The sequence below is a fragment of the Pseudomonas sp. BN606 genome, from assembly GCF_029873115.1.
In the GTDB taxonomy this organism is placed as follows: domain Bacteria; phylum Pseudomonadota; class Gammaproteobacteria; order Pseudomonadales; family Pseudomonadaceae; genus Metapseudomonas.
In genome coordinates, this window is the sequence record NZ_SSOF01000085.1 from 86,898 (window position 1) to 107,352 (window position 20,455).

The following is a 20,455-nucleotide window of genomic DNA, read 5'->3' on the forward strand; positions in this document are numbered from 1 at the left end:
GTTAGAATACCGGCCTGTCACGCCGGGGGTCGCGGGTTCGAGTCCCGTCCGCTGCGCCATATTTCCCATGTTCGAGTTGCTCGGGCGTGAGGCAGAAAGTCCCGTTGGGCCTATCTGCCAGACGATGCAAAGGTTCCACCGGACGCAAGTCCAACCGACACGCAGCGGTAGTTCAGTCGGTTAGAATACCGGCCTGTCACGCCGGGGGTCGCGGGTTCGAGTCCCGTCCGCTGCGCCATATAGAGAAGCCCTCAGGTAGCGATACCTGGGGGCTTTTTCTTTGCCTGTTCGTTTATCTCTCCCCATGGCCACCCTCTCGGCCCTCCTTGGTTCCCATGACGAAGGCAGGGGTAATTTTCCGGTCACCTGCGCTCGTTACCTTATTGGCATGGACTTTGTTTCCTGACTCATATCGCCACCAGGAGGAACAGCCAATGGACGATTACCAGGAAGAGATTCTCGACTTTCACGCCAGCGAGCAGGACTCGGTCGAGCCGGCTGAAGACGCTACCGAAATGTGATCAACCTGCCTGGCGCTGGGCGCGGCGGAACTCGCCCGGTGTGCTGCCACTCCAGCGCTTGAAGGCGCGCTGGAAGGCTTCGGCCGAGGCAAACCCCAGCAGGTAGGCGATCTCACCAAAGGCCAGTTCCGTATCGCGGATATAGGCCATGGCCAGGTCGCGGCGCGTTTCGTTGAGAATGGCGCGGAATTGGGTGCCTTCTTCGGCCAACTTGCGGCGTAGCGTCCAGCTCGGCATCTGCAGCCGTGCCGCCACTTCTTCGAGGTCCGGCTCGCGCCCGTGCAGCAGTGGTCCCAGCAGTTGGGTAATACGCTCGCGCAGGCTGCGGGTTCGTGTCAGCTGCTGCAGCTCCCTCTCACAGATATCCAGTAATTGTCGCCAGGTGCTCGGGCAGTGTTCGCTGCCGCGCAGTGCCAGGGTGTCCTGAGACAGTCGAAGCTGGTTGGCGCTGGCCTCGAACTCCACCGTGCAACCGAAATGCTCGGTGTAGCGCTCGGCATATTCCGGTGCCGGAAACTCGATCTCCACCTTCTCTACTCGGATGCCCATTCCAGCCAGTTGGCTCAGGTGGCTCTGCCAGCCGGCCAGTACCGAATCCACGACGAAGCGGTTGTAGGCGTTGTAGGGGCTGATGGAATAGAAGCGCAGCCAGGCACCCTTGGCGTCCTCGTGGAAGCTCGACTGTCCGCGATAGTTACTGGCGTAGAGCAGTTCGAATCGGGTCAGGGCACGGGCCGCTTCGCGCAGGTTGGGTGCCTGTTCGGCGCAGACACCCGCGAGCCCGAGCTGGCTGAGTCGGCTGAGACGGCCCATGGCCAGGCCCAGGGCGGGATTGCCGCTGAGCTGGATGGCGGCGTGGCCGAGCCGCATGAAGCGCGGGATCGACAGTCGCCCATGGGGTTCGGCGAAACGCGTGGCGTCCAGGCCGAAGCGTTCCAGCAGGTCCGTCGCGCAGTGACCGGCCTGCTCCAGCGCCGCTGCCATGCTGAGTACGGAGCTCACGGAGAGATCGCCCAGTTTGACGCGTTGCGTTTTCATCGCGGGCTCAACCAGGCATTCAGCAGGTGGCTGCCCGGCGATTCGCTGGCTTGCGAGACCTGGGCGGGTGTCAGTTCGCTGCCCGCTGGTGCGTTATGCAGCCGCCATAGACGACCGCGCAGGAACAGCGCCTCGCTGGCGCTGGTCTGGCCGTCGCTCAGTGTCACCAGATTCTGCGGATACCCCTGGCTCCAGCTGCGGGCAATGGTCACCTGGCCGCCTGCGGTTTGCAGCTTCTGGCTGGATTCGCCCCTGGCGCTTTGTGGCCAGGGCTGGCTGAAAGGCTCGCCAAGCAGCAGGCCGTCGGGGGAGAAGGCCAATGCGACGTTGTAGAGCGCGCCGTGGCCGCTGCGCAGCTTGCCGTCCTTGAGGTAAGGGGAGGGCAGGAGGATGGAGCCGGCGAGAATGGTGACCTGGTACTGGCCAGCCAGACGGCCGAACATCTTCTGGTAGTCCCGCGCCATGCGACCGGCCTTGGCCCGCAGCAGTGCCTCTTCCAGGTCCTGCCCCTGGAGGAACAGGCGTCCCAGGAGCGTCGGGTGGCTGAGGGTGAGCAATCGGCCACCTTCGGCGAAGGTTCGAGCCTGGTAGAGGCTGTGCTTTTCGTCCCGCAACAGCATCCAGGTACCAATGTGGTCGGGCAGGGCGACTACGGTTTTCTCGTTCAGCAGGCCCAGGGCACGGGCCTGGTCAAAGGCAGCGACGAGCTTCATGCGCAGGAGATCAGGGTCGCGGTAGTCGCTGGGGTACAGCGCCGGACGGATCGCCAGCAGGTTGCCGCTTGCACCGGCCGTTCCCACATTGCTGGTGAGCGTGGCGCGCAGATCGGAAAGATAGTGGGCGTGCGGCCGTTCGCCGGTCCATACCGCATAGGCAGTCAGGCAGCTCACCAGGATGGCGGCGATCAAGGGCGTCAGCAGCTTGCGCATGGAAAATCCGAGTCAGGGGAATGCCGATCAGGGTAGGGGACGCACTGCCGCTTGCCAAGGGTGGCTGTCAGTTTGGATCAGTAACTTGTCAGTTCTGATCATTGAGCGGGCCATGTCGGCTCTTTATCTTCTGCCCCATAACCGACCCCGGCCCCCTGAAGCCGAGGCATTCCGTGAATAGAACCGCCTGTTGTGGAGGAACCATGACCGCCACCCGTTACCCGCACCTGCTTGCCCCGCTCGACCTGGGCTTCACCACGCTGCGCAACCGCACCCTGATGGGCTCGATGCACACCGGCCTGGAAGAAAAACCCCATGGCTTCGAGCGCATGGCGGCCTACTTCGCCGAGCGCGCCCGTGGTGGTGTCGGCCTGATGGTCACCGGCGGCATCGGCCCTAATGCCGAAGGTGGCGTCTATGCCGGTGCGGCCAAGCTGACTACCGTGGAAGAGGCCGAAAAGCACAAGATCGTTACCCGCGCGGTGCATGAAGCGGGCGGCAAGATCTGCATGCAGATCCTCCATGCCGGCCGCTACGCCTATAACCCCAAGCAGGTAGCACCGTCGGCCATCCAGGCGCCGATCAACCCCTTCAAGCCCAACGAGTTGGATGAAGAGGGCATCGAGAAGCAGATCCAGGACTTCGTCACCTGCTCGATGCTGGCCCAGCAGGCCGAGTACGACGGCGTCGAGATCATGGGTTCCGAGGGGTACTTCATTAACCAGTTCCTCGCCGCCCACACCAACCAGCGTACCGACCGCTGGGGTGGCAGCTACGAGAACCGCATGCGCCTGGCGGTGGAGATCGTCCGTCGCGTTCGCGAGGCCGTAGGCCCGAACTTCATCATCATTTTCCGCCTGTCCATGCTCGACCTGGTGGAAGGTGGCAGCACCTGGGACGAGATCGTCACCCTGGCCAAGGCCATCGAAGCCGCTGGCGCGACCATCATCAATACCGGTATCGGCTGGCACGAGGCTCGTATCCCGACCATCGCCACCAAGGTACCGCGCGCGGCCTTCACCAAAGTCACCGCCAAGCTCAAGGGTGAGGTGAAGATCCCGCTGATCACCACCAACCGCATCAACACACCGGAAGTGGCCGAGCAGGTACTGGCTGAAGGCGACGCCGACATGGTGTCCATGGCTCGTCCCTTCCTCGCCGATCCGGATTTCGTCAACAAGGCCGCCGAAGGCCGCGCCGACGAGATCAATACTTGCATCGGCTGCAACCAGGCCTGCCTGGACCACACCTTCGGCGGCAAACTGACCAGTTGCCTGGTGAACCCGCGTGCCTGCCACGAAACCGAGCTGAACTACATCCCGGTTGCCCAGGCCAAGAAGATCGCCGTGGTTGGCGCCGGTCCTGCCGGCCTCTCGGCCGCCACCGTTGCCGCAGAGCGTGGCCACAGCGTGACCCTGTTCGACTCCGCCGCCGAGATCGGTGGGCAGTTCAACGTGGCCAAGCGGGTGCCGGGCAAGGAAGAGTTCTTCGAGACCCTGCGCTACTTCAAGCGCAAGCTTGAAACCACCGGGGTCGACCTGCGCCTGAATACTCGTGTCTCGGTCGAGGACCTGGCCAAGGGCGGCTTCGATGAAATCATCCTCGCCACCGGCATCAGCCCGCGCACCCCGGAAATCCCCGGTATCGAGCATTCGAAGGTGATCAGCTACCTGGACGCCATTCTCGAGCGCAAGCCGGTGGGCCAGAAGGTTGCCGTCATCGGCGCTGGCGGTATCGGCTTCGACGTTTCCGAGTACATCACCCATCAGGGTGAGTCCACCAGCCTCGATCGTGCCGCCTTCTGGAAAGAGTGGGGCATCGATGGCGCCCTGGAGGCCCGTGGTGGTATCGCCGGGATCAAGGCGCAGCCTCATGCGCCGGCGCGCCAGGTCTTCCTGCTGCAACGCAAGAAATCCAAGGTGGGTGATGGTCTCGGCAAGACCACCGGCTGGATCCACCGTACCGGCCTGAAGAACAAGCAGGTGCAGATGCTCAACTCGGTGGAGTACCTCAAGGTTGACGATGCTGGCCTGCACATTCGCGTGGCCGAGGGCGAGCCCCAGGTGCTGCCGGTGGATACCGTGATCGTCTGCGCCGGCCAGGACCCGCTGCGCGAACTGCAGGATGGCCTTGTCGCCGCCGGCCAGAGCGTGCACCTGATCGGCGGTGCCGATGTGGCTGCCGAACTGGACGCCAAGCGTGCCATCAATCAAGGCTCGCGCCTCGCTGCCGAACTCTAAAAGCCAGAACAGGGTTTGATGCGCGTCGGCTCTGCTGTGTTGAAAACCGCCTCGGAATGCTTATTTACCATTCGTAAACTGCGCTTCCTAGGCGGTTTTCGCCTTGCGACCTGCTAGCTCGCGAGATCCTGTCCGGGCTTCGTCCGCCTCGCCGCCCGGTTCGCGCCGGGCGGCACTTCCCTGCAGCTCCAACCACGTCACACTTTAGCCTTGCCGCCGGTCCGACAGGCCCCGGCGACCGGGCTCTGCCAACCCAGTCACATTGCTCGGCGCCTAATATCCCCTAGACTTTTCTAAAGTCCGGATTAGTGTGTGCGGACGAAAACCGAACACCCCCAACAATGCCCGCAGTGAGTCACCGCGCAGAGCCAGAGGTAGAGCGATGAGCATGCTGAAGAAGCCGCAACTGGTGGAAGCCGTCGTGTTCTTCAACGACCGTGGCATCTGCAAGCAGATGCTTCACTCGGAGTTTGAAGCCATCCTCGACGGTGTGGTCGGTTTGCCTGAGTTCGCCGACCGCCAGATGCAACTGGCTTACGTGATGATCAACCCGCGCATGCAAGTGCGCGCGGTGGTGTTCTTCTACCTCGACTTCGATGAAGATGGCCGAGCCGATACCGGCTGGAACCTGCCGTTGCGGCAGCTGGCCGAGCGCGCAGGGCGTGGTCCCGACCTCGGCGCCGGTCCTATTCGCCTGGCGTGCCGCAGTCAGTGTCCGGTGTCCTGGCAGCAGATGCATCTCTGGGACCCCAGCCTCAATTCCGACCGCAATGACCTCGCCCTGCTGCGTGACGCCGTCAAGGGCAACAGCCTAGGCCTGCTGGTGGAGGAGGAACTGCCCACGGTCCTGGATGCCGAGAAGCTCCAGGTGGCATCGGAAGACAGCTGGTACGCCCCGCCGGAAATCACCAAGGAGATGGCCGAGCAACTGGCGGAGAAGATGGAGAAGGAGCATCGCCTGAAGACTGCCCAGTTGGTCCGCCAGCAGCGCCTGCGCCTTAGCTCCCTCAGCCAGCAGAACGAAGAGGCCATTGCGCGAATGCGCCATGCGGCCGACCAGAGCAGCTCGGCCCTGCAGGATCAGATTCGCACCCTGCAGCACGCCCTGCGCCAGCAGGAAGAGGTCAACGCGGGCCTGCAAGCCAAGCTTGATGGCGAGCTGGAGCGCTTCCAGGCCAGCCGTGAGGAAATGAACGTGCAATTGCGTGCACTGGAGCGCCACGGCCGTACCGAAGCGGACATCCTCCGCGCGCAATTCGAAGGCGAGCTGCAGGCGCGAGTCGCCGCCGCCGTGGCCGAGTACCGCGAGCAGTTGGCGATTCGTGATGTCGAACTGGCCTATCGCGACCAGTTGGACGCACAGCTGCAGGCCGAGGTCAATCGCCTGCGCCAGGAGTGCGATGCGCTCGAAGGACAGTCCGGGCAACTGATGCTGGAACGTCTGGCCCAGTTGGGCGTGGTCTTTGTGGTCTACCATCCGGGCGCTGGGCACCTGACCATTCCGCTGACCGACATCGCCCGCTACCAGGAAAATCCCCAGGCCTACGCCGCGGCCAAGTGCTTCGTGTCCGAGAACCAGTACCGCCAGTGGTTGGCTCATTACCAGCAGCCCACCTGCGAAGCCAGCCTGCCAAACGGCGAGCGTTGCAGCATGCCCATCGATCGCATCGAGGCACCCAGTCGCTTCGTTTCCGGCGAATCCAATTGCTGCCCCCGTCACCGTGCGGGTGGGCGACTGCGGACCGCAGGTTGAGCGAAACCGTACGCGAGCCTGCTTTACCCTAGCGCCCCCGAATGGCCGCCGACGGACCCGACCTTGCCCCTGACCCTGCCTGACTGGAATCCCCGCGCCACTCTTGAGCCTCTGTGCCTGCCTTGGTTGACCGCAGCCGAGTTGCAACTGGCCGTGCTACGCCTGGATGCAGTAGACCCACTGGTGTCTGGCAACAAGTGGTTCAAGCTGGCGCCCTACCTGGCCAAGGCCGGGCGCGAGGGTGCTGAAGGTGTGATCAGTCTGGGGGGCGCGCACTCCAACCACCTCCATGCCCTGGCGGCGGCCGGTGCCCGGTTCGGGTTTCCCTCGGTCGGTCTGCTTCGTGGCGAACCCCAGGACACGCCAACCGTGCGCGACCTTCAGCAATTCGGAATGCAGCTGCACTGGCTGGGGTATGGCGGCTACCGGGCGCGCCACCGGCCAGGATTCTGGGACCCGTGGCTGGGGCGTTATCCGCGCTACCAACCGGTGCCCGAGGGCGGTGGAGGGCTGATGGGGGCCCAAGGATGCTTGGGGCTGGTGGGGATGATTCGCCAGCAACTGGCCGACCTGGGATGGAGCGACTACCACAGCCTCTGGACGGCCGCAGGCACCGGCACGACTCTCGCCGGGCTGGTGCTGGGCGAGGCAGGCGAGCACCCGGTAATCGGTGCCCTCGCGGTACCGTCCGACCACGGCGTGGCAGAGCAAGTGAGCGCCATCCTTACCGAGGCCGGGTGCGCCGACGGGGGCTACCGCCTGATCGATGCCAGCCAGGGGGGATTTGCGCGGCTGGATGCGGTGCTCGCCCGCTTCCTGCTGGACAGCGAAAGGGATGGCGGCCTGGAACTTGAGCCCCTCTATACCGCCAAGGCTCTGCTGGCAATCCACGATGAAGCACAGGCTGGCCGGATTCCTCGCGGCAGCCGCCTGGTGCTGCTCCACACTGGTGGTCTGCAGGGCCGCCGCGCCCTGCATTCCGATTTGTTGCGACTGGCCGGCTACACTGATCGGGCAGTGGAAGCACAAGGATGACTCCATGAGCGAACCCCTGAATCCCCAACAGCTGCGCAGCCTGGTCCCGCTCAATGCACTGAGTGACCAGCAGTGGCGTGAGCTGCGTCCGCAACTGGTACCCCAACCCCTGCTCGCGGGACAGTTGCTGTTCCGACGGGGCGACCAGGCCCGCCTGACCTGGTACCTGTTGTCCGGCGAGCTGCTCCTGCGAGATGCCGAAGGTGCAGAGACGCGTCTGGAGGCGGGCAGCGAAGCCAGCTGCCATCCCATTTCCCCCACCTTGCCACGCCTGCACGAAGCGCTCGCCTCGCGAGACTGCTCGCTGCTGGGCATCGACAGCGCCACCCTGGCGCGCCAGTTGACCTGGAGCTCGACCCATCTGGATCTGCTGCTGGACCTCAGTCCGGAAGGCGAAGGCGAGTGGCTCGAAACCTTGCTCGCAAGCCCGTTGCTGGCCAAGGTTCCACCGGCCAACGTGCGCAGCATGCTGGAGCGTCTGCGGCGAGTGGAGCTGCCGGCGGGAAGCCGTGTGATGAGTGAGGGGGAGGAGGGCGACTGTTGCTACTTCCTGCAGTCCGGCCGGGCGGAGGTCATCCGTGGAGAGGGCGGCGACCGGCAACTGTTGGCTGAACTGGACGTGGGAGCGTGCTTCGGCGAGGAAGCCCTGCTGGGGGATTGCCCGCGCAACGCCAGTGTCACGCTGCTGGAAGACAGCATCCTGCAGCGGCTGGACCAGGCCGACTTCCTCGAACTCCTGAAGGCGCCGGTGGTGGATGAGGTCAGCCTGGGCGAAGCGGTCCGCCTGCTGGGCGGCGGCGGCCAATGGCTGGATGTGCGTCTGCAGGAAGAGTACGAGCGCGCCCATGCGCCCAAGGCGCTGAACATGCCACTGCACCTGTTGCGCCTGAAGGCGCGGTTGCTGGATGGCGGTGGCACTTACCTCTGCTATTGCGACAGCGGCAAACGCAGCGCCAGTGCAGTGTTCACGCTTTCCCAGCTGGGTATTCGCGCCTATGCCCTGCGCGATGGCCTGGATGCCTTGCCGGCATTGCAGCGCGATGCGCTGATCAGCGAGACCGGGGCAGGCTACCTGGCGCGCTCGGGAGGGCGGGTCGAACGCAGCCGTTGATCGGTCGCGCACACAAGTTTCCAACCCCAAAACTGGGTCTTCAAACTTCGCTGGAAAAGTTGCGACGAGTAACTTTGTAGTTCGAGAAAGTTGTCGCCGGCCTTGCCCTATCGCATAACTTCGAAACTCTGGCGGAAATTGGAGGTATCAGTTTCCCACCCACTTTCGGGTCACCACACTCGGTTTAACTTTCCGACTATCGACTTGATACTGTTGCGCCGCCCCGCCCCCTCAACAACGCTGAGGTCGCGGATGCCCCGTTCCCCTGGAGCGAGCCGCTTCCGCAGGTGCGGCGCCATCGCCTGAATCATCCGGGGGCTTTTCGGACACGGTTCGGGCACTGCAATCCGAACTGTTGCCGCCGCTTTCCCATTACTCGTTTGCACTTGGGCAACTTCCCGAGGGTGCCTCCTCGTGACCAGCTCCCAGGCATTTCTACGGCTGAAACTTCACCAGCATAGAAGGGCAATGTCATGCGCAAAACAGCCACAACAGTCGCAGTTTCGCTGATCCTGGGCGCTGGCCTGCAGCCGGTCCGGGCAGCGCTTTACGCGGTCGATCAGAACGCTCCCATCCACGCCAACGGCTTCTTCGCCGCGTGGTACCAGGACACCCACGGACGCGCCCTGGACCTCTGCCTGTCCAGGGCGCAAAGCTCCAGGGTGCCGGGCAACTACATGTGTACGCTGCTGCCCAGCCCCGGAGTGTTCGATGACACCCGGCCGATCAACTTTCCGAGTAACTTCCCCGATGAAGCCTTCTGGTTCACAGGGGAGACCAGTGTTGCTGACGCCGCCAGCGGGGTTGACCTGCTGTACGTCTCAGCGGTCGAGGCAGCCTTCAACGGCGAAGTGCCGGCGAACGACGACCAGGTCAGTTTCGCCCGTATCCGCATCCGTGTGACGGTACCCACCGCCGGCACTTATACCGTGACTCACCCTTACGGGGTTGAGGTATTCCAGGTGGATGCGCCCGGCACCCGCGCCATCAACATGACTCGTGATATCGGCATCGGCGCACCGGGCGATTTCAAGGGGGCGCTCAAGGGCGATGTCGGCCCATTCCTGCGCAGCGTCAATGGACCCTATCAGGAGGCCAATCCGGATACCGGCCTGCTGGAAACCTTCATCGGTGATCCCAACCTGACCGAGGCGGTTACAGGCAGCCCCTTCGGCACCAACTTCGTACGCATCGAAGGGCCAAACGGCCTGAGGCTCGAATCACGACTGTTCTCGGTTTCCGGCAAGCTCTCCAGCGTCCAGCTGCCGACGCCCCTGCAGGTTTCCCGCAGCACCTATTCGCGCGGTGAGAACGGGGCGGGGCAGGCACAGCAGGACGTCTTCGTCCAGGCACCGCCACCCGGCGCCAGTGCCAGTTTCACCGACGCCGGCGGCACTGCCGCGGCCATGCAGGGCACCGCCCTGGGCGCCTGGTATGGCCAGTCGCCGCGTGATCCGGGGGGCGCAAGCAGCGTGAGCATCACTGCCGACAACTCGGCCGTGGTGCCGGGCAGTCTGCCTACCAGCAAGAACAGTGCACTGGTTGATGTGGTGAGCATCAGCCGCGCCGAGTACAGCCTGGGCAACAACACCCTGACGGTTGAAGCCGTTTCCAGCGATCGCACCGGCCAGCCGGGCCTGACGGTCGAGGGCGTCGGCGGGCTGGTGGGCGGGCGTCTGCAGCAGGTCGTCACGCCCATTCCCCCCGCGCGGGTCACGGTGGTGTCCGCCAACGGCGGCCGCGACACCGAAGACGTGCGAATCCTTCCCTGAGCGCCAATCCCAGATTGCTATGGAGACTGTCATGCATAAGTGGCCAGTAGTTCTTGCGATGGTTGTGGGGGTTGGCGCCGCTGGCGCCCAGGCCCAGCTCGCGGCTGTCGACCCCGGTCCCTATACCGCGGCGACCGGCGGCTTTCCCCTCTGGTACCAGGACCGCACGGATTCGGACGCGGCGAAACTGAAGCTCGAGCTGTGCCTGTCCAAGGTTCAAAGTTCGCGTGCGCCGGGCAATTTCATGTGTACCCTGCTGCCCAATCCCGGCATCTTCGACGAAACCAAACCGATCGCTTTCCCTGGCAACTTCCCGGATGAAAGCTTCTGGATGCTCGCGGAAGCCGAAATCGAAGATCCAGGCAATGGCATCGAGATGGAGGCCTACGTTGCCGGCATCGAGGCAGCCTTTGCCAGCGAGGTGCCACGCCAGGGCGACCAGCAGAGCTTCGCGCGTATCCGCATCCGGGTGAACGTGCCGGTGGCCGGCACCTACCGGGTCATCCACCCTTATGGCGTGGATACCTTCAATGTCACTGCACCCGGCCGCCGGGCCATCAACCTGACCCGCGATATCGGCATCGGCGCTCCGGGCGATTTCCGCGGTGCCCTGGCTGGCAATGTCGGTCCCTATCTGGTCAGCCGTAATGGTCCGTACCGGGAAACCGACCCTCAGACCGGGCTGGTGGAGACCTTCATTGGCGACCCCAACCTCGCCGAGCAGGTTACCGGCAGTCCCTTCGGCACCAACTTCGTGCGCATCGAAGGGCCCGGTGGGCGGGTGGCGCAGACCAACCTGTTCAGTTTGTCGGGCAAGGTCCTGAGCAGCCGTGCAGGCACGTCGCTGGAGGTTTCCCGTGCCAGCTACACCCGCAGTGCCGGTCGCACCTGGATTTCGGTGTTCGGCAATTCCACCACGGGCGCCAGCCTTTGCTTCCGTGAATCCATCGACCTGGTTGGCGATCCGCCGTCACCTTGCCAGTTCCAGATGACCGGCAGTGGCAGTGGTACGTTCTTCGGCCAGGACACCAGTCCTGCGAGCCTGCCTCCGCAGGTGGTGGTGACGGCAACCGACAGCAGTGGCATCACGGCACCGACTACCCTGAGCCAGCCGCTGACGGACCAGGTGGAAATCAGCAATGCGCGTTACTCGGCGGTCGATCGCACGCTGACCATCGAAGCGCGATCCAGCGACGAAGTGCAGGTGCCGGTGCTGGCCGCGGAGGGTTTCGGTGCCCTGACCCGGATTGCCGGCAGCCAGCAGCGCCTGATCGCTGGAGAGGTAGCGCAACCGCCAGCCTATGTGACGGTGAAGTCTGCCGCCGGTGGTGCCGATACCGAACCGGTCCTTGTGGTCGGTGCTCAGGGCGGTCCGGCCAACCAGCCGCCGGTAGCGGTTGCCGATTCCGCGGGCACCGCGCTGGGTACGCCGGTCAGTATCAACGTTCTGGCCAATGACAGCGATCCGGAGGGCAACGTGCCGCTGGCCATTGCCAACCTGACCCAGCCGGCATCCGGCACAGGTAGCGTGACCGCCAACGGAGCCGTGGTGACCTATACGCCGCCGGCTGGCCTTGCCGGCCCGCTGACCACCACCTTCAGTTATCAGGCTCGGGACAGCCTGGGCGCGCTTTCCGTCCCGACGACCGTGACCGTGAACTTGGCCGGCAACCAACCGCCGGTGGCGGGCAATGACTCGGCGAGCACAACGGCGCCGAACCCGGTGACCATCAACGTGCTGGCCAACGATAGTGACCCGGAGGGCAATGTGCCTCTGGCCATTGCCAACCTGACTCAGCCGCCGTCCGGGCAGGGCAGCGTCACCAGCAATGGCACCAGCGTCACCTACACGCCGCCGTCGGCCCTGGCGAATCCGCTCAGCACCAGCTTCACCTATCGCGCACGGGACAGCCTGGGCAACCTCTCTGGGGTCGCGACCGTCAGTGTGTTGGTCGCACCGGTACAGGTGCCAGCGGAAACCCTGGGCATAACCTCGGCCACGGTGCGCGCCACCGGAGGACTGGGCGGTCTGGTCTCGGGAGTCCTAGGCATCCTGGTACCGTCGGTACGGCGCTATGACTGGGATATCAGTGGCACCACCTCCCGCCCTGCTGGCAACAGCATCCGGGTAGAAGTGACCAGCAGCGGCGGCGTGACCTTGCTGGGCACCGCGGTACCGGCGGCCAACGGCACCTGGCGGGTGACGGTGAGCAATTCCAGCATCGCCCCTGGCAACAGCCCCAGCGCCACTGCGCGATCGGCCTTGGGCACCGTGCGGACCAGCCCGGTGGTCGTGCAGTAACCAGGAGCTGGCAAGCGCCCGCAGGCCATCAGGTCTGCGGGCGTTGTGCTTTGCTGGCGTTCTTGCAGGACAGGTTGCGCCTTGCCGGATTACAGCGGTTCGAGCGGCCAGCGATCACTGACCAGGAAGGCGCGATCGGCTTCTTTCCAGCGACCGTCGCCATCCGCAGCCAGGCGTACCAGCAGGCGAGCCGGGCTATCCGACTGGAGCTCTTCGCGCCACTGTCCGAAGCGTTCTGTCGTCCAGCATTCGTCGGCTTCGCTGATCGCCGGGGACAGCCAGGATTGCCGAGGCAGGGGCTGCCAGGGTCCCTCGGCCTGGCCGAGAAAGTCCTCGAGGTCGCTGTGGCGCAGCCAGTGCCCGCGCAAATGGCCCGGATTGGCGCCTTGCGGTGCGGTGCAGTTGCCCGGCCAGGGGTAGAAGAAATAACCACCCAGCCAGAGCTCAGCGCTGGCCGGCTGCGCGTTCAACTGATCGAGAACCTGGCGGCTTTCTGGGCTCGACGACAGGGGCAGCTGGTGCTGGCTGAGGTGCTCCAGTTTGAGGTCGAGACGGTCGTGGCTGCCTGGACCCAGCCATTCGGATGGCTTGCCGCCATCGCCGTGGCGCGGCCCCAGGTAGAGCTTGATCGCCAGCTCGAGGTGATGCACGCCTTCGTCGTCCCGCAGCAGCAGGTCGAGCTCGCCCAGGGTCTGGCCAGCGATGCGGATTGGCAGGTTGGCGGCCAGCAGCTCCACATCCGGCGCCTGGGTCAGGGCGAATTGCCACAGGCGTTCGTAGTAGAGGCCGAGGCGCCGGCTGGCGGCATGTGCCAGCCATTGGTCGAGGGACTCGGGCTGGCGGTCCAGTGCACGGAGCCAGTCAGCGAGGCATTCAGGACGACTGGCCCAGCCGCTCGCGCTGAGGGGATGGCGCTGGCGCCAGGGCGTTTGCGCCAGCAGCGGCGGGGAAACCAGAACCCACGCCAGGTCGCGTACACCGGCGTGGCGCAGTTGACGGGGCAGGTCGGTCAGCGATTCGAAGGCGTGCATGCTGCGAGCATAGCCGAAGGCGGTTTGCCGCTGTCCGCTGCTATCCCCCATAATTTCGCCATTCCTCACCCGCCAATGCCGCCCTGGAGCCCCATGGAGCAATTCCGCAATATCGGCATCATCGGTCGCCTGGGCAGTTCCCATGTGCTCGACACCATTCGCCGGCTGAAAAAATTCCTGCTGGACCGCCATCTCCACGTCATCCTCGAAGACACCATCGCCGAAGTGCTGCCGGGCCACGGCCTGCAGACGTCTTCACGAAAAATCCTTGGTGAGGTCTGCGACCTGGTGATCGTCGTCGGCGGAGACGGCAGCATGCTCGGCGCCGCACGGGCCCTCGCGCGCCACAACGTGCCGGTACTGGGGATCAACCGTGGCAGCCTGGGCTTCCTGACCGACATACGCCCTGACGAGCTCGAGGTGAAGGTGGCCGAGGTGCTGGACGGCCGCTACAGCGTCGAGACGCGCTTCCTGCTTGAGGCCGAGGTACGCCGCCACGGCGAGGCCATTGGCCAGGGCGACGCGCTGAACGATGTCGTGCTGCACCCCGGCAAGTCGACGCGGATGATCGAGTTCGAACTTCACATCGACGGCCAGTTCGTCTGCAGCCAGAAGGCCGACGGCCTGATCATCGCCACGCCCACCGGCTCCACCGCCTATGCGCTATCCGCGGGCGGCCCAATCATGCATCCCAAACTCGATGCCATAGTCGTGGTGCCCATGTACCCGCACACCCTGTCCAGCCGGCCCATCGTGGTGGACAGCACCAGCGAGCTTAAAATCGTGGTCTCGCCCAACCTGCAGATCTACCCGCTGGTGTCCTGCGACGGCCAGAACCACTTCACCTGCGCGCCCGGCGACACCATTACCGTCGCCAAGAAGCCGCAGAAACTGCGCCTGATCCACCCGCTGGACCACAACTACTACGAGGTCTGCCGGACCAAGCTGGGCTGGGGCAGCCGACTAGGTGGAGGCGACTGATGAGCCTCGATCCCGGCCGTGGCTACGATCTGATCGGTGACGTCCATGGTTGCGCCCACACCCTGGAGCGCCTGCTTGACCGCCTGGGCTATCGCAAGCATGGCGATGTCTGGCAGCACCCGAAGCGAATGGCATTGTTTCTCGGCGATATCATCGACCGCGGCCCACGCATCCGCGAAGCGTTGCACATCGTCCACGCCATGGTGGAGGCCAGGCAGGCCCTGTGCATCATGGGCAACCATGAGTACAACGCGCTCGGCTGGAGCACCCCCGCGTCGCCCGGTAGCGGTCGGCATTTTGTCCGTGAGCACACGCCGCGTCATACCCGGCTGATCAAGGAAACCCTGGAGCAATTCGAAGGCCATCCGGCGGACTGGCGGGACTTCCTCGGCTGGTTCTACGAACTGCCGCTGTTCCTGGACGGCGGTCACTTCCGCATGGTCCATGCGTGCTGGGACAGCGAGCTGATCGCCGCCCTGCGCGAAATGCATCCGAACGGGCGGGTCAACGAAGCCTTCATCAAGGCTGCGGCCGACCCCGCCAGTTTCGCCAGCCGCGTATTCGACCGCCTGTTGCGTGGCACCGACCTGCCGCTGCCCGGTGGCATGACCCTGACCGGCAGCGACGGCTTCACCCGCTCGGTGTTCCGCACCAAGTTCTGGGCTGAAGACCCGCAAACCTATGGTGACGTGGTGTTCCAGCCTGACGCGCTGCCCGAACAGGTGGCCAGCCAACCACTGTCCAAGGCGCACAAGTCGCGCCTGCTCAGTTATGGTCCCCAGGAGCCCTTGCTGTTCGTCGGCCACTACTGGCGGCGCGGTCGGCCGGCGCCGATTCGCGGCAACCTTGCCTGTCTGGATTACAGCGCGGTGATGTACGGCAAGCTGGTGGCCTATCGGCTCGACCAGGAAAGCCGGTTGGATCCGGACAAGTTCGTCTGGGTCGAAGTGGAACGCCCCGAGGCTCCCAATGAGCGCGATTGAAGTCTTGCGATTGCCCCTGACCGTGGATCTTTCCGGTTTCATTGCCTTGTTGCAGCGCCTTAATGTGCCTTATCGCGTCAGCGAGGAATCCGGCGAGCAGGTGCTCTGGGTGCCGGGCCAGCAACTGGCGGAACAGGTGCGTGGGCTCTATGCGCGCTTTCCCGACGGCGACCCGCACTTCCAGCTTCAGCATGAAACGCCGCAGGATGCCCCCCGCGCGGGCTTCGTCGCCCAGATCATGGCCAGCCCCATTACCAGCCTGGTGCTACTGGTCACCCTGGTGGTCGCAGCGCTCACCAACCTGGGTGACAACTTCTCGGTCATTCGCTGGCTGAGCTTCCAGGACTTCGAGGTCCAGGGCGATTACATCTATTTTTCGTCCCTGGATGAGGGCCTGGCGGCAGGGCAGTGGTGGCGGCTGGTGACGCCGATGCTGATCCACTTCGGCATTCTGCACCTGGCCATGAACGGCATGTGGTTCTGGGAGCTGGGGCGCCGCATCGAAGCGCGCCAGGGCGGTCCGGTGCTGCTGGTGCTGACATTGGGCTTCAGCCTGGTGTCGGACTACACCCAATATCTCGTCAGCGGCCCGTCGCTGTTCGGTGGGCTGTCCGGTGTGCTCTACGGCCTGCTGGGGCATTGCTGGGTGTTCCAGCGCCTGGCGCCGTGTCCGGCTTACCGGCTGCCGCCAGGCGTGATGGCGATGATGCTGATCTGGCTGCTGGTGTGCTTGTCCGGATTGATCACTGCCCTGGGGTTCGGAGCCATCGCCAACGGCGCCCATGTGGGCGGCCTCGTCGTCGGTTGCGCCACTGGACTGATGGGTGGTGCCCTGGCTCGCCTGCGCCGGTAGAATGCGCAGCCTGTCCCATTTCCCCGTGAGTGGCCCATGTCGTCGTTTGCCCATCTGATCAGCAACATCACCCAGGATGTCTACGAAAGCCTCAAGCTGGCCGTGGAGATCGGCAAGTGGCCGGACGGCCGCAAGCTGACCCAGGAACAGAAAGAACTGTCGCTTCAGGCGGTAATCGCCTGGGAGCTGAAGCACCTGCCGGAAGAAGAACGTACCGGCTACATGGGTCCGCAGGAGTGCAGCTCCAAGTCCGATCCCATCCCCAACATCCTGTTCAAGTCGAATTCGGTTCACTGATGCTGGAACTAGGACGCGGCGCACTCAGCAAGATGTCGGTGCGCCTTGAGGCCCCGGTGCAATACGGCTTCCGCCTTGGCGAAGCCGATATCGCGGTGAATCCCCTGATCGGCAGGCAGTTGCGCCTGGAGTTCCTCGGCGCCATCCACTGCACCCACTGTGGACGCAAGACGAAGAAGAGCTTCAGTCAGGGCTACTGCTACCCCTGTTTCACCAAGCTGGCGCAGTGCGACAGCTGCATCGTCAGCCCGGAAAAGTGCCACTTCGACGAGGGCACCTGCCGTGAGCCCGAGTGGGGCGAACGCTTCTGCATGACCGACCACGTGGTCTATCTGGCCAACTCCTCGGGCATCAAAGTGGGCATCACCCGCGCCGGTCAGGTGCCGACCCGCTGGATCGACCAGGGCGCCAGCCAGGCGCTACCGATCGTTCGCGTGGCCACCCGCCAGCAGTCGGGCTTCGTCGAGGACCTGCTGCGCAGCAAGGTGGCCGACCGCACCAACTGGCGGGCGATGCTCAAGGGCGAGGCACCTTCGCTGGACTTGCCGGCTATTCGCGATGAGCTGCTCGACCAGCTTGCCGATGGTATTCGCGCCTTGCAGGACCGCTTCGGCTTGCAGGCCATCCAGCCAGTCAGGGATATCCTGCCCATCGAGATCAGCTATCCCGTGGATGCCTACCCGACCAAGGTCGTCAGCTTCGATCTGGACAAGACGCCGGTGGTGGAAGGTACGCTGCGGGGCATCAAGGGCCAGTACCTGATCCTCGATACCGGCGTGATCAATCTGCGCAAGTACACGGCCTACCAATTGGCCATAAGCGCCGCATAGCTCCCGCCATGAGGTCGGAGGGGGAATAGTCCATACTCCGACCTTGACCCTTTCATCATGCGCGGCCCAGGGTTTCGGGGCCGCCCCGCACGCGAAGAGACGACCATGCGCACCGAGCAACCGAAAGTCATCTACCTCAAGGACTATCAGGCGCCCGACTACCTGATCGACGAGACCAACCTGACCTTCGAGCTGTACGAGGATCACACCCTGGTTCACGCCCAGCTGGTGATGCGCCGCAACCCCGAATCCGGCTCAGGTCTGCCGCCGCTGGTGCTGGACGGCCAGCAACTGGAGCTGCTGTCGCTTTCCATGGACGACCGCGAGCTGGGCGCCGCCGATTACCAGGTGGATGACAGCCATCTGACCCTTCAGCCCGTGACAACGAGCTTCACCCTCGATAGCACCGTGCGCATTCACCCGGAAACCAATACGGCGCTGGAAGGCCTGTACAAGTCCGGCAAGATGTTCTGCACCCAGTGCGAGGCCGAAGGCTTCCGCAAGATCACCTACTACCTCGACCGCCCGGACGTGATGAGCAAGTTCACCACCACCGTGAGCGCCGAGCAGCACCGCTATCCGGTGCTGCTGTCCAACGGTAACCCGGTGGCCAGTGGGGCGGAGGAGGGCGGTCGTCACTGGTCGACCTGGGAAGACCCGTTCAAGAAACCGGCTTATCTGTTCGCTCTGGTGGCGGGCGACCTCTGGTGCGTGGAAGACGTCTTCAACACCATGAGCAAGCGCGACGTGACCCTGCGCATCTATGTCGAGCCGGAGAACATCGACAAGGTGCAGCACGCCATGGACAGCCTGAAGAAGTCCATGCGCTGGGACGAAGAGGTGTATGGCCGCGAATACGATCTGGACATCTTCATGATCGTTGCGGTTAACGACTTCAACATGGGCGCCATGGAGAACAAGGGGCTCAACATCTTCAACTCCAGCTGCGTGCTGGCCAAGGCGGAAACCGCCACCGATGCAGCCCACCAGCGTGTCGAGGCCGTAGTGGCCCACGAGTACTTCCACAACTGGTCGGGCAATCGCGTGACCTGCCGCGACTGGTTTCAGCTGTCGCTGAAAGAAGGCTTCACCGTGTTCCGTGACGCCGAGTTCTCCGCCGATATGAACTCGCGCACCGTCAAGCGCATCGAGGACGTTGCGTTCCTGCGTACCAATCAGTTCGCCGAAGATGCCGGCCCGATGGCCCACCCGGTGCGCCCGGACTCCTTCATCGAAATCTCCAACTTCTACACCCTGACCGTCTACGAGAAGGGTTCGGAAGTGGTACGCATGATCCATACCCTCCTGGGGGCCGAAGGCTTCCGCAAGGGCACCGACTTGTACTTCGAGCGCCATGACGGCCAGGCAGTGACCTGCGACGATTTCGTCAAGGCGATGGAAGATGCCAACGGTGTCGACCTTTCCCAGTTCAAGCGCTGGTATAGCCAGTCCGGTACGCCGCGCCTGCAGGTGGAAGACCGCTACGATGCCGCCACGAAGACCTACAGCCTGACCTTCCGTCAGAGCTGCCCGGCCACCCCGGGGCAGAAGGATAAGCAACCCTTCGTCATTCCCGTGGAGCTGGGGCTGCTGGACGGCCAGGGCCGCGAGCTGCCTCTGCGCCTGCAGGGAGAAGACGCGGCCCAAGGGTGCAGCCGCGTGCTGGCCCTGGGCGAGGCGGAGCAGACCTTTACCTTCGTCGACGTTCCCGAGCGCCCACTGCCTTCGCTGCTGCGAGGCTTCTCCGCGCCGGTGAAGCTCAGCTTTCCCTACAGCCGCGACCAGTTGATGTTCCTCATGCAGCACGACTCCGACGGATTCAACCGTTGGGAAGCCGGCCAGCAACTCTCGGTGCAGGTGCTGCAGGAGCTGATCGGCCAGCATCAGCGCGGCGACAAGCTGGTACTGGATCCGCGCCTGATAACTGCCTTCCGCACCCTGCTTGAGGATGAGTCGCTCGATCAGGCGATGGTTGCAGAAATGCTTTCCCTCCCGAGCGAGGCCTATCTCACCGAGATCAGCGAAGTGGCTGATGTGGATGCCATTCACGCCGCTCGAGAGTTCGCGCGCCAGTCCATCGGCGGAGCCTTGTTCCAACCGCTGCTGGCCCGCTTCCAGGCCAATCGCGCGCTGTCCCGCGAAACCGGCTACGTGGCCGAGGCGGCGCATATCGCCCGTCGCACCCTGCAGAACATTGCGCTTTCCTACTTGATGCAGAGCGGCAAGGCGGAAGTGCTGGAGGCCTGCCAGGAGCAGTTCAGCGATTGCGACAACATGACCGAGCGCCTGTCGGCCCTGGCCGTGCTGGTCAACTCGGGCTTCGAAAAAGAGAAGGCAGAGGCGCTCGAACGCTTCGCCGAATACTTCAAGGATGATCCGCTGGTGATGGACCAGTGGTTCAGTGTGCAAGCCGGCTGTGGTCTTCCAGGTGGCCTGGAACGGGTCAAGGCGTTGATGGAGCACCCGGCCTTCACCCTGAAGAACCCGAACAAGGTGCGTGCCCTGATCGGCGCCTTCGCCAACCAGAACCTGGTGAACTTCCACCGGGCCGATGGTGCCGGCTACCGTTTCCTCGCTGACCATGTGATCACGCTGAACGCCCTCAACCCGCAGATCGCTTCCCGCCAGCTGGCGCCGCTCACCCGCTGGCGCAAGTACGACGCCGCTCGCCAGCAGCTGATGAAGGCCGAGCTGGAGCGCATCCTCGCCTCTGGCGAACTGTCCAGCGATGTCTTCGAAGTGGTTAGCAAGAGCCTCGCCTGACGCTCCGCTGACAGCC

Annotated in this window: 16 protein-coding genes and 1 tRNA gene; 14 read left to right on the forward strand and 3 right to left on the reverse strand. The window is 64.2% G+C overall.

The genetic code is table 11. The features are described from left to right. Positions 1 to 161 precede the first annotated feature (161 nt). Together E8E75_RS27585 and E8E75_RS27590 are read left to right on the forward strand one after the other, a co-directional pair. Positions 162 to 238: transfer RNA gene (locus E8E75_RS27585), tRNA-Asp, on the forward strand. Between the two features lie 157 nt (positions 239 to 395). Further along, positions 396 to 521: a hypothetical protein gene (locus E8E75_RS27590; protein ID WP_256660978.1), complete on the forward strand. Its 126-nt coding sequence runs from the start codon at positions 396 to 398 to the stop codon at positions 519 to 521. Here E8E75_RS27590 and E8E75_RS27595 read toward each other — a convergent pair whose 3' ends face one another. Both E8E75_RS27595 and E8E75_RS27600 read right to left on the reverse strand, forming a co-directional pair. Beyond that, the gene (locus E8E75_RS27595) at positions 522 to 1,559 is read right to left on the reverse strand and encodes an AraC family transcriptional regulator (protein WP_120651736.1); all 1,038 of its coding nucleotides are present in this window, start codon (positions 1,557 to 1,559) and stop codon (positions 522 to 524) included. Next, on the reverse strand, positions 1,556 to 2,488 hold the full coding sequence (locus tag E8E75_RS27600) for a hydrolase (RefSeq protein ID WP_153921050.1): 933 nt from the start codon (positions 2,486 to 2,488) through the stop codon (positions 1,556 to 1,558). The genes E8E75_RS27595 and E8E75_RS27600 overlap by 4 nt, the downstream gene beginning before the upstream one ends. A 203-nt stretch (positions 2,489 to 2,691) precedes the next feature. On the opposite strand from E8E75_RS27600, the gene E8E75_RS27605 reads away from it, so the two are divergent. The 6 genes from E8E75_RS27605 to E8E75_RS27630 all read left to right on the forward strand — a co-directional run bounded on the left by E8E75_RS27605 (position 2,692) and on the right by E8E75_RS27630 (position 12,701). Beyond that, complete coding sequence (locus E8E75_RS27605; RefSeq protein WP_120651734.1) at positions 2,692 to 4,728, forward strand: NADPH-dependent 2,4-dienoyl-CoA reductase; 2,037 nt, start codon at positions 2,692 to 2,694, stop codon at positions 4,726 to 4,728. Positions 4,729 to 5,110: 382 nt separating this feature from the next. Then, positions 5,111 to 6,481, forward strand: a complete 1,371-nt coding sequence (locus E8E75_RS27610) for a chromosome partitioning protein ParA (RefSeq protein WP_153921052.1) — start codon at positions 5,111 to 5,113, stop codon at positions 6,479 to 6,481. A 69-nt stretch (positions 6,482 to 6,550) separates the two neighbouring features. Then, a complete protein-coding gene (locus E8E75_RS27615) occupies positions 6,551 to 7,516 on the forward strand; it encodes a pyridoxal-phosphate dependent enzyme (RefSeq protein WP_178123559.1) in 966 nt (321 codons plus the stop codon). A gap of 4 nt (positions 7,517 to 7,520) precedes the next feature. Continuing rightward, on the forward strand, positions 7,521 to 8,627 hold the full coding sequence (locus tag E8E75_RS27620) for a cyclic nucleotide-binding domain-containing protein (protein WP_120651731.1): 1,107 nt from the start codon (positions 7,521 to 7,523) through the stop codon (positions 8,625 to 8,627). A 473-nt stretch (positions 8,628 to 9,100) separates the two neighbouring features. Then, complete coding sequence (locus E8E75_RS27625; RefSeq protein ID WP_153921056.1) at positions 9,101 to 10,399, forward strand: hypothetical protein; 1,299 nt, start codon at positions 9,101 to 9,103, stop codon at positions 10,397 to 10,399. Positions 10,400 to 10,430: 31 nt separating this feature from the next. Continuing rightward, positions 10,431 to 12,701, forward strand: coding sequence for an Ig-like domain-containing protein (locus tag E8E75_RS27630; protein WP_153921057.1), 2,271 nt, complete (start codon positions 10,431 to 10,433; stop codon positions 12,699 to 12,701). 89 nt (positions 12,702 to 12,790) lie between these two features. Here the strand turns inward: E8E75_RS27630 and E8E75_RS27635 are convergent, their stop codons facing one another. Beyond that, complete coding sequence (locus E8E75_RS27635) at positions 12,791 to 13,732, reverse strand: DUF1853 family protein (protein ID WP_120655232.1); 942 nt, start codon at positions 13,730 to 13,732, stop codon at positions 12,791 to 12,793. A 93-nt stretch (positions 13,733 to 13,825) separates the two neighbouring features. On the opposite strand from E8E75_RS27635, the gene E8E75_RS27640 reads away from it, so the two are divergent. The 6 genes from E8E75_RS27640 (at position 13,826) to pepN (ending at position 20,439) form a co-directional block, all read left to right on the forward strand. After that, positions 13,826 to 14,713: an NAD(+) kinase gene (locus E8E75_RS27640; protein WP_044875010.1), complete on the forward strand. Its 888-nt coding sequence runs from the start codon at positions 13,826 to 13,828 to the stop codon at positions 14,711 to 14,713. Next, the gene (locus E8E75_RS27645) at positions 14,713 to 15,696 is read left to right on the forward strand and encodes a metallophosphoesterase (RefSeq protein WP_120651728.1); all 984 of its coding nucleotides are present in this window, start codon (positions 14,713 to 14,715) and stop codon (positions 15,694 to 15,696) included. Before E8E75_RS27640 ends, E8E75_RS27645 begins: the two co-directional genes overlap by 1 nt. Further along, on the forward strand, positions 15,683 to 16,549 hold the full coding sequence (locus tag E8E75_RS27650) for a rhomboid family intramembrane serine protease (RefSeq protein ID WP_120651727.1): 867 nt from the start codon (positions 15,683 to 15,685) through the stop codon (positions 16,547 to 16,549). Before E8E75_RS27645 ends, E8E75_RS27650 begins: the two co-directional genes overlap by 14 nt. A gap of 36 nt (positions 16,550 to 16,585) precedes the next feature. Next, positions 16,586 to 16,846, forward strand: coding sequence for a DUF1315 family protein (locus E8E75_RS27655; protein WP_120651726.1), 261 nt, complete (start codon positions 16,586 to 16,588; stop codon positions 16,844 to 16,846). Beyond that, entirely contained in the window at positions 16,846 to 17,676 is an 831-nt protein-coding gene (locus E8E75_RS27660) for a DUF2797 domain-containing protein (RefSeq protein ID WP_178083602.1), read from the forward strand. Before E8E75_RS27655 ends, E8E75_RS27660 begins: the two co-directional genes overlap by 1 nt. 105 nt (positions 17,677 to 17,781) lie before the next feature. Next, the gene (pepN, locus tag E8E75_RS27665) at positions 17,782 to 20,439 is read left to right on the forward strand and encodes an aminopeptidase N (RefSeq protein ID WP_153921059.1); all 2,658 of its coding nucleotides are present in this window, start codon (positions 17,782 to 17,784) and stop codon (positions 20,437 to 20,439) included. Positions 20,440 to 20,455: the final 16 nt, after the last annotated feature.

Coding starts and splice junctions, on each gene's coding strand:
- E8E75_RS27605 (WP_120651734.1), top strand. CDS start 2,692: ATGACCGCCACCCGTTACCCGCACCTGCTTGCCCCGCTCGACCTGGGC.
- pepN (WP_153921059.1), top strand. CDS start 17,782: ATGCGCACCGAGCAACCGAAAGTCATCTACCTCAAGGACTATCAGGCG.
- E8E75_RS27645 (WP_120651728.1), top strand. CDS start 14,713: ATGAGCCTCGATCCCGGCCGTGGCTACGATCTGATCGGTGACGTCCAT.
- E8E75_RS27655 (WP_120651726.1), top strand. CDS start 16,586: ATGTCGTCGTTTGCCCATCTGATCAGCAACATCACCCAGGATGTCTAC.
- E8E75_RS27610 (WP_153921052.1), top strand. CDS start 5,111: ATGAGCATGCTGAAGAAGCCGCAACTGGTGGAAGCCGTCGTGTTCTTC.
- E8E75_RS27600 (WP_153921050.1), bottom strand. CDS start 2,488: ATGCGCAAGCTGCTGACGCCCTTGATCGCCGCCATCCTGGTGAGCTGC.
- E8E75_RS27625 (WP_153921056.1), top strand. CDS start 9,101: ATGCGCAAAACAGCCACAACAGTCGCAGTTTCGCTGATCCTGGGCGCT.
- E8E75_RS27620 (WP_120651731.1), top strand. CDS start 7,521: ATGAGCGAACCCCTGAATCCCCAACAGCTGCGCAGCCTGGTCCCGCTC.
- E8E75_RS27635 (WP_120655232.1), bottom strand. CDS start 13,732: ATGCACGCCTTCGAATCGCTGACCGACCTGCCCCGTCAACTGCGCCAC.
- E8E75_RS27630 (WP_153921057.1), top strand. CDS start 10,431: ATGCATAAGTGGCCAGTAGTTCTTGCGATGGTTGTGGGGGTTGGCGCC.
- E8E75_RS27660 (WP_178083602.1), top strand. CDS start 16,846: ATGCTGGAACTAGGACGCGGCGCACTCAGCAAGATGTCGGTGCGCCTT.
- E8E75_RS27640 (WP_044875010.1), top strand. CDS start 13,826: ATGGAGCAATTCCGCAATATCGGCATCATCGGTCGCCTGGGCAGTTCC.
- E8E75_RS27650 (WP_120651727.1), top strand. CDS start 15,683: ATGAGCGCGATTGAAGTCTTGCGATTGCCCCTGACCGTGGATCTTTCC.
- E8E75_RS27595 (WP_120651736.1), bottom strand. CDS start 1,559: ATGAAAACGCAACGCGTCAAACTGGGCGATCTCTCCGTGAGCTCCGTA.